The organism is Anaeromusa sp., from assembly GCF_028691475.1.
Lineage (GTDB): Bacteria > Bacillota > Negativicutes > Anaeromusales > Anaeromusaceae > Anaeromusa.
Window position 1 is genome coordinate 1 of sequence record NZ_JAQUZF010000118.1, and the last position, 7,332, is coordinate 7,332.

The 7,332-nt window shown below is 47.7% G+C and carries 7 protein-coding genes; 6 read left to right on the top strand and 1 reads right to left on the bottom strand.

What is annotated here, in order from left to right; genetic code table 11:
* The first annotated feature begins 124 nt into the window (after window positions 1-124).
* Both PHF27_RS12230 and ettA read left to right on the top strand, forming a co-directional pair.
* Window positions 125-925 carry a MerR family transcriptional regulator gene (locus PHF27_RS12230; protein WP_300070482.1) on the top strand — a complete coding sequence of 267 codons (801 nt, stop codon included), beginning with the start codon at window positions 125-127 and terminating at the stop codon, window positions 923-925.
* Window positions 926-1,245: 320 nt separating this feature from the next.
* Window positions 1,246-2,916, top strand: coding sequence for an energy-dependent translational throttle protein EttA (gene ettA / locus PHF27_RS12235; protein ID WP_363320061.1), 1,671 nt, complete (start codon window positions 1,246-1,248; stop codon window positions 2,914-2,916).
* Window positions 2,917-3,161: 245 nt separating this feature from the next.
* Here the strand turns inward: ettA and PHF27_RS12240 are convergent, their stop codons facing one another.
* Window positions 3,162-3,791: a GntR family transcriptional regulator gene (locus PHF27_RS12240; RefSeq protein WP_300070487.1), complete on the bottom strand. Its 630-nt coding sequence runs from the start codon at window positions 3,789-3,791 to the stop codon at window positions 3,162-3,164.
* A gap of 166 nt (window positions 3,792-3,957) precedes the next feature.
* On the opposite strand from PHF27_RS12240, the gene PHF27_RS12245 reads away from it, so the two are divergent.
* Genes PHF27_RS12245 through PHF27_RS12260 form a run of 4 tightly spaced genes read left to right on the top strand, consistent with a single transcriptional unit; the run spans window position 3,958 to window position 7,219 of the window.
* On the top strand, window positions 3,958-4,140 hold the full coding sequence (locus tag PHF27_RS12245) for a hypothetical protein (protein ID WP_300070491.1): 183 nt from the start codon (window positions 3,958-3,960) through the stop codon (window positions 4,138-4,140).
* A 2-nt stretch (window positions 4,141-4,142) separates the two neighbouring features.
* Window positions 4,143-4,646 carry an L-2-amino-thiazoline-4-carboxylic acid hydrolase gene (locus PHF27_RS12250; RefSeq protein WP_300070494.1) on the top strand — a complete coding sequence of 168 codons (504 nt, stop codon included), beginning with the start codon at window positions 4,143-4,145 and terminating at the stop codon, window positions 4,644-4,646.
* A 35-nt stretch (window positions 4,647-4,681) separates the two neighbouring features.
* The gene (locus tag PHF27_RS12255; protein WP_300070497.1) at window positions 4,682-5,944 is read left to right on the top strand and encodes an L-serine ammonia-lyase, iron-sulfur-dependent, subunit alpha; all 1,263 of its coding nucleotides are present in this window, start codon (window positions 4,682-4,684) and stop codon (window positions 5,942-5,944) included.
* Between the two features lie 39 nt (window positions 5,945-5,983).
* The gene (locus tag PHF27_RS12260) at window positions 5,984-7,219 is read left to right on the top strand and encodes an MFS transporter (protein ID WP_300070499.1); all 1,236 of its coding nucleotides are present in this window, start codon (window positions 5,984-5,986) and stop codon (window positions 7,217-7,219) included.
* Window positions 7,220-7,332 lie beyond the last annotated feature (113 nt).

The window sequence follows — 7,332 nt, forward strand, 5'->3', positions numbered from 1 at the left end:
TTTTTTTTTTTTTTTTTTTTATTTATTATGGTTTTGCTTTGGTTGTTGACCTTGCCCTAACGGGAAGTTGTATACTAATCTTAACCTAGGTTGCTTGGGAAAAATAAGTCTTGGGGGTAATTTGATGCTACCTATAGGCGAATTTTCAAAAATATGTAACGTTACAACCAAAACACTAAGATATTATGATGAAATCGGGTTGCTTAAACCGGCTATTGTCAACGAGCATAACGGCTACCGCTACTATGATGTTGCGCAACTCAAAACGATTCTTTTTATCAACAAACTGAAAACGTATTGCTTCTCACTAGAAGAAATAGAGGAAGTGTTGAAAGACCAAAGCGAGGAAAAATTATCTCGACTGATCAGGCAAAAGCAAAAACTTATTCGGGGAAAAATGGAAAACTATAGTTATGTCCTACATCAACTCAATGAAGATATTCTAAACTTGGAAAGGGGTATAGACCTTATGGCATATTTAGATAATATCAAAGTGGAACTGATTGAAACAGAGCCGAAAAATATTCTGTTTTCACGGCAAAAAATGAGTATTGATGAATACTGTAAATATTTCGGCAAACTGTTTGCAGCTGTAGCGAAAGAACAATTGACATGCATTGGAGCACCTATCGCTATTTATCACGATGAAGAATTTGATCCAACCAATAATGATACTGAAATTGCCATCCCTATTGTTGAAAGAGTAAAAGGAACCCGTGAATTAGCTGGCGGATTATGTGTGAAAGGGGTGCATAAAGGTCCGTATTCAGAGTTGCCGTCCACATATGCAAAAATAGTGCAGTGGATGGAGACTGATAAATACAAATTAGTCGCTCCACCCTATGAAATTTATGTAACAGACCCTGAAAAGACGATTTCTCCAGAGGATTATATTACTGAAATATATTTTCCTGTGAAGAAGTAAAATAAAGACGAGAGGCCTTTGCTATGGAGGTCTCTCGTCTTTATTTGAAAAATATGTAGCTGAATGACTCAACTTTCGCACCTCAAAAATAACTTTAAAGCCTTGCTGTTCATGTGGTAAAAGATACAAACCAGCGCTATGGCACAGGCAGAAGCGAACGCTAAAAGAACTATACCAGGCGCCATTCTTAAACCGGAATACCATTGTGTTGTCCTGAGCTATGTTGCGTGTGTTGCGATGACGGGGTATGTTATAATTATATGCAGATAATTGCACTCGTTTTTATAAAAAACTTAAGAGGTGAGTAAATGAGTCAAGAAATAGACAAAATTATTTATTCCATGATCCGTGTATCTAAAAAACACGGGCAGAAAGAAGTCCTCAAGGATATTTCGCTCTCTTATTTTTACGGAGCAAAAATTGGTGTGCTGGGTCTGAACGGATCCGGCAAAAGCTCGCTCCTTAAAATACTGGCTGGCGAAGATCAGAGCTTTGAAGGTAAGACCGTTCTCGCTCCCGGCTACACCATCGGTTACCTTCCTCAGGAACCGTTGGTGGATGAAACCCGCACCGTGCGCGAGGTGGTGGAAGAAGGCTTAGCGGAACTGGTTCAGATTCGTGACGAGTACGAAGCCATCAACGCCAAATTTTCCGAGCCCATGGAACCGGATGAAATGGACGCGCTTATCACCCGCCAGGGTGAAGTGCAGGATCTTATGGACAGTAAGGATGTCTGGGAACTCGACTCCAGGCTTGAAATGGCCATGGACGCCTTGCGCTGCCCTCCGCCGGACACATCGGTTTCGGTGATTTCGGGCGGTGAACGCCGTCGGGTGGCCTTGTGCCGCCTGCTGCTGAAAAACCCGGACATCCTGCTGCTGGACGAACCCACCAACCACCTGGACGCTGAATCGGTATCCTGGTTGGAACGTTTCTTAAAAACTTTCCCCGGTACTGTAATTGCCGTAACCCACGACCGTTACTTCCTTGACAACGTGGCTGGCTGGATTCTTGAACTTGATCGCGGTCGCGGCATTCCCTGGCAGGGCAATTACTCTTCCTGGCTGGAACAAAAGCAACAACGTCTGGCCAATGAAGAAAAAAGCGAATCCGAACGTCAGAAGACCTTGGCCCGCGAACTTGAGTGGATCCGCATGGCCCCCAAAGGACGCCACGCCAAGAGCAAAGCCAGGATCAACGCTTATGAAGCCCTGCTTTCACATGAGTCTGAACGCTTGGGCAAGGATTTGGAAATATACATTCCACCGGGTCCGCGCTTGGGCAAGATTGTCATTGAAGCCGAAAATGTCAGCAAAGCTCTGGGCGATAAAGTGCTCGTGGAAAACATGAGCTTCATGATTCCCGCTGGAGCCATCGTCGGTATCATCGGCCCAAACGGAGCCGGTAAAACCACGCTTTTCAAGATGGTAACCGGACAGGAAAAGCCAGACAGCGGTACCCTGAAAGTCGGCGAAACCGTTAAGCTGGCTTACGTGGATCAAAACCGCGACTCCCTTGAACCCGAAAAAACCGTCTACGAAGTTATCAGCGACGGCAACGACGTTATCAAGCTGGGCAGCCGCGAGATTAACTCTCGGGCTTATTGCGCGCGCTTCAACATCATGGGGCAGGACCAGCAAAAGAAAGTGGATGTGCTGTCCGGCGGTGAACGCAACCGCGTTCATCTGGCCAAGATGCTGAAAACCGGGGCCAACGTAATCCTCCTTGACGAACCAACCAACGACCTCGACGTGAACACCATGCGCGCCCTGGAAGATGCATTGGAGAACTTTGCCGGTTGCGTGTTGGTCATCAGCCATGATCGCTGGTTCCTTGATCGCATCGCGAGTCACATCATGGCTTTTGAGGGTGATTCCGTCGTGACCTTCTTTGAGGGGAACTACTCGGAGTACGAAGCCGATCGCAAAAAACGCCTTGGCAAAGAAGCCGATCAGCCGCATCGACTGAAGTTTAGAAAACTTACCCGCTAGGAAGCTGCTGAAAACCCCGGATGTTTGCAGTCAAAAATCCGGGGGGGTGCAATAATGCTGCGTGGTGCAATAATGCTGCGTGGTGCAAGGTGGTGCATTGCATCAATAAGTAATTACAGTGCCAGTGATTTCAAGGGTTTGCGGAGATGCAGGCCTTTTTTAATGTGCTAAAAATGCATTTGTAGCCCTCTTAAATAGAACAGCCGGCAATCACGCCTAGATGACGTGATTGCCGGCTGTTCTATTTAAGAGGCAGGAGGACTAAAAGAAAGCATCAGATGTTCGATGTCGGCTTTTAAAATGGATACGGCCATTTTGATTTCGCCTTTTTCCAGATAATCGACCAAGGCCAAGTGCAGATCCATCGAAGCGGAATGCTGCTTTTGCACAAAGAAGATCGTTTGAATGTTTAAAGCGTCTTCTAACAGTTTATAAGCGTAATGGTTGCCGTAGATGGAAAAAAGTTTTAAGTGGAATTCACAGTTGTAGCGCCAATGCGACATGAAATCGCCGCTGGGGCAATTGCTGTAGTTGATGCAGATGCTGCGCAGTTCTTGGATCCACGCGGCGTCTATATAGCTGCGGTACATTTCCAGGAAAGAACATTCTAAAGCCGAACGGAAGCGAATGACTTCCAGCAGTTGTTCGGCGCTTGGCTGTAGAATTTTATAGCCTTGCCGCGGCATACTGGACAATAGACGCGTGCCTGTTAGTTGCGTCAAGGCTTCACGGATGGGGGCGCGGCTGACATTGTATTTTTCCATGAGGAATTTTTCGGTCAGGATGGTATCGGCGGGATAGTTTCCATTGATGATATCAGAAAAAAGAGCATTGTATACTTGCTGCTTTAGTGAGTCGTTAGGATGTTTTGTCATTGCTTATCTCCTTAATGTGCTACTTTTATTATAGAGTCAAAGAAAAGGCAAGTCAATGAATGCAAGAAGAAAACGTCGAAAACTAGTCATATCACGAAAAAGCGAAGAATATATAAAAAGTGAACATAAAACAAGCTAAAAATGAGAAATTAAAAGATGTTTTGCCATGGATCGAGAAAAGACAGAAAATACATTGCTTAAGAAAATGAGTTGTGATATGATTACGAAAAGCAAAGAGCTGCAGAACTTTGCTTGCTATAAGAGAAGGCTCTATGGAATAAGGGGACTTGTTGTTCTTGTGATCATATCAAATGACGATTTGGAGTTTGCGATTTTGAAAGGAGAATAACAATGATTGATAACAAAATTAGCATTAAAGGCGATGCTGTAGTAGATATTCAAAGAGGGGCTATCGGTCATCGGGCTACTTGGACCGGCCTAACCTACACGCATGCTTGCAAAGCTGGCAAAGCGCAGGAAATGGAAGAAATCATTCGCGCGGCTATCGCGGAAACGGGTTTGATCCAAGGCGCAGAAATTAAAGCGCAGTGTCCGGATCCGGAGAATGTGACTTCTTTTGCGGATACGTTTTTCTCCCCGAATGTAGTTAAGACCTTTGAAGTAGAGTTCAAAAGCAAAAGCGCAGACCGGATTGATCTGGAGTTTCATCACTGCCCTCTTTTGAAAGCCTGGCAGGATTTGGGATTTGACGATGAAACCTGTGAGAAGCTTTGTGATATGGCGATGGACGGCGATCGGGGCATTGCCAAAGCCATGGGTTATGAATTCCACCTGGGCGATACCATTGCCAACGGCTGTCCTACCTGCCAAATTTCTTTCTTTAAGAAAGCATAGAATTGTTTTAACGGGCGGGAGAGGAGCAGGCAAGTATGGATGCAAAGCAATATGAAAATTATTTGACCATCTTAAAAGGGGAATTGATTCCGGCCATGGGCTGTACCGAGCCGATCGCCATCGCCTTTGCGGCGGCAAAAGCCAGAGAAGCCTTAGGACAAATGCCGGAAGAAATGCTGGCTCGCTGCAGCGGCAATATCATTAAAAATGTGAAGGGCGTTATCGTACCCAATTCGGGCGGGCAAAAAGGCGTAGCCGCCGCCGCGGTGCTGGGGGCTGTCGCCGGTCAGGCCGAGCGGGAATTAGAGGTCATCAGCCAGGTGACGCCGGAGCAAATAGAAATGGCGCGTCAATTGACGGCGCAGGGCATTTGTCGCTGCGAATTGGAAGAAGGCGAGGAAAATCTCTTCATTCGCATAGAAGTGAAAGCCGGTTTTCAAACTGCTGCGGTAGAGGTGCGGACAAGGCATAATCACATCTATCGTATTGAAAAAAACGGCGAGCTTCTTTTCTCGCAGCCGGAACTGGCGACGTCAACCTTTGGCGATAAAAGTCAGCTTACGATTCAGGACATTCTCTGTTTTGCCGATGAGGTACGCCTAGAGGACGTGCGGGATATTATTGCCCGGCAGATTGCCTGCAACTCCGCCATCTCTGAAGAAGGCCTGAAAAACCCTTGGGGAGCGCAGGTGGGACGCACCTTCTTGGAAGCCGGCTGCGACGATGTGCGGACGAAGGCTCGCGCGGCGGCGGCAGGTTCCGATGCGCGTATGAACGGCTGCGCCATGCCGGTAGTCATCAATTCCGGCAGCGGCAATCAGGGCATTACTTGTACTATGCCGGTAGTGGTGTACGCCCAGGAGTTGGGAGTTGACGAGGACCGGCTGTATCGGGCGTTGGTCTTGGCGAATCTTCTCTCGCTGCACCAAAAGCGTTATATCGGCAATCTCTCGGCGTACTGCGGCGCCGTTTCGGCGGGCGCGGCCGCAGCCTGCGGCATTGCGTATCTGCAAGGCGGCGATTATGATGTAATCGGCAGAACCCTGATTAACTCGTTGGGGAACGTAGGCGGCATTGTCTGCGACGGCGCTAAGGCGTCCTGCGCGGCGAAGATATCCAGCGCCGTAGATGCGGGGATTATGGGGTATGAGCTGGCTAAACGGGAGCGGTTTTTTCCCTTTGGCGAAGGCTTGGTAGAGAAGGATTATGAGCAGACTTTGCGAAATATTGGGCGTATGGGCTGCTGTGGCATGAAAACTACCGATGTGGAAATACTCAATATTATGATTGGCAATTGAGTAGTAAAGGAATAATCGATATCTGCGGGAGGAACGCATATGAAAAAGCGCTGGCTTGTTTTAGGCGTCTCATGGATCGTGTTTTTCGTAGCTTTTTTGGATCGAGTCAATCTGTCGGTAGCCATGCCGTTGATCTCTAAGGAGTTTTCTTTATCTCCGGAGCAGGTAGGCTATTTGTTTAGCGCATTCTTTATTTCCTATACGGTCTTTCAGATTCCGGGCGGTTATTTAAGTGATAAAGTGGGACCGAAAAAGGTGCTTCTTGTGGCGCTCGTTTGGTGGTCTATTATGACGATGGCTACCGGTGTGGCGCGGACCTTTTCGCAATTCTTCATCGTTCGCGTGCTCTTTGGCATTGGCGAAGGCTTGCAGCCTCCCTGCGCCTTTAAGCTCAACAGCAACTGGTTTCCGAATCAGGAACGGGCTACGGCGAACGCGATCTTTACTTCGGCCTGTTCCTTCGGACCGGCGATTGCGCCGTCCATTGCGGTGGCGATTATTGGCCTCTGGGGCTGGCATGCGTTGTTCTATATTTTCGGTGCCTTGGGTTTTGTAATTATGCCGTTACTGTACTTCTTTGTGAAAAACTCTCCCGAAGAGGACCCGGACATTTCCAAGGAAGAGCTGGAATATATTAAGAGCGGCCAGACGGAAATTGTTACTCAGACGACAGATTCAGAAGAAGTGGGCTTGATGAGCGTGCTCAAAAACCGCAACATTGTGCTTTTGGCGCTTACGTATTTCGGCTTTATGTGCGCCTTCTTCGGTCTTCTTTCTTGGCTGCCCAGTTATCTCGTAAAAGCCAGAGGCTTTGAACTGGTGAAAATGGGCATTTTTTCGGGGTTGCCCTTCTTAGCGCTGGGCATTGCCCAACCTTTCGGCGGCTGGCTGTCTGATAAGGTGTTCAAAGGGAAGCGCAAAATACAGGCCATGGCAGTAAATCTGGCCGCAGGACCGGTTTTATACGGTGTCGTAGTGGCGCCGACGGAAACGGTGGCGATGGCGCTCTTAGTATGCACGGGCTTCTTGGTGGGCATGGCCTTTGGTCCTTTGTGGGCGATGCCGATGGAATCGGTAAAACGCAGCTATGTGGGTATGGCTACAGGTGTGATGAACGCCGGCGGCAGCATCGGCGGCATTTTATCCCCCATTATCATTGGCTATTTGGTAGGTATGTCCGGTTATAATGCCGCTTTCGTCTTCATGGGCGGAGCGCTGGTGTTTACGGCGTTGGTAGTGTCGATGGTTAAATTGCCAACAAGAGCGGAAGCATAAGCGACGAAATAAAAAAACATGACCTTACCCTTCAAAACAGAAGGTTGAGGTCATGTTTTTATTTCGTTGCTGGCAAGCGAGGGGAAGATGACGTACAATTAAAATTGTAAAAA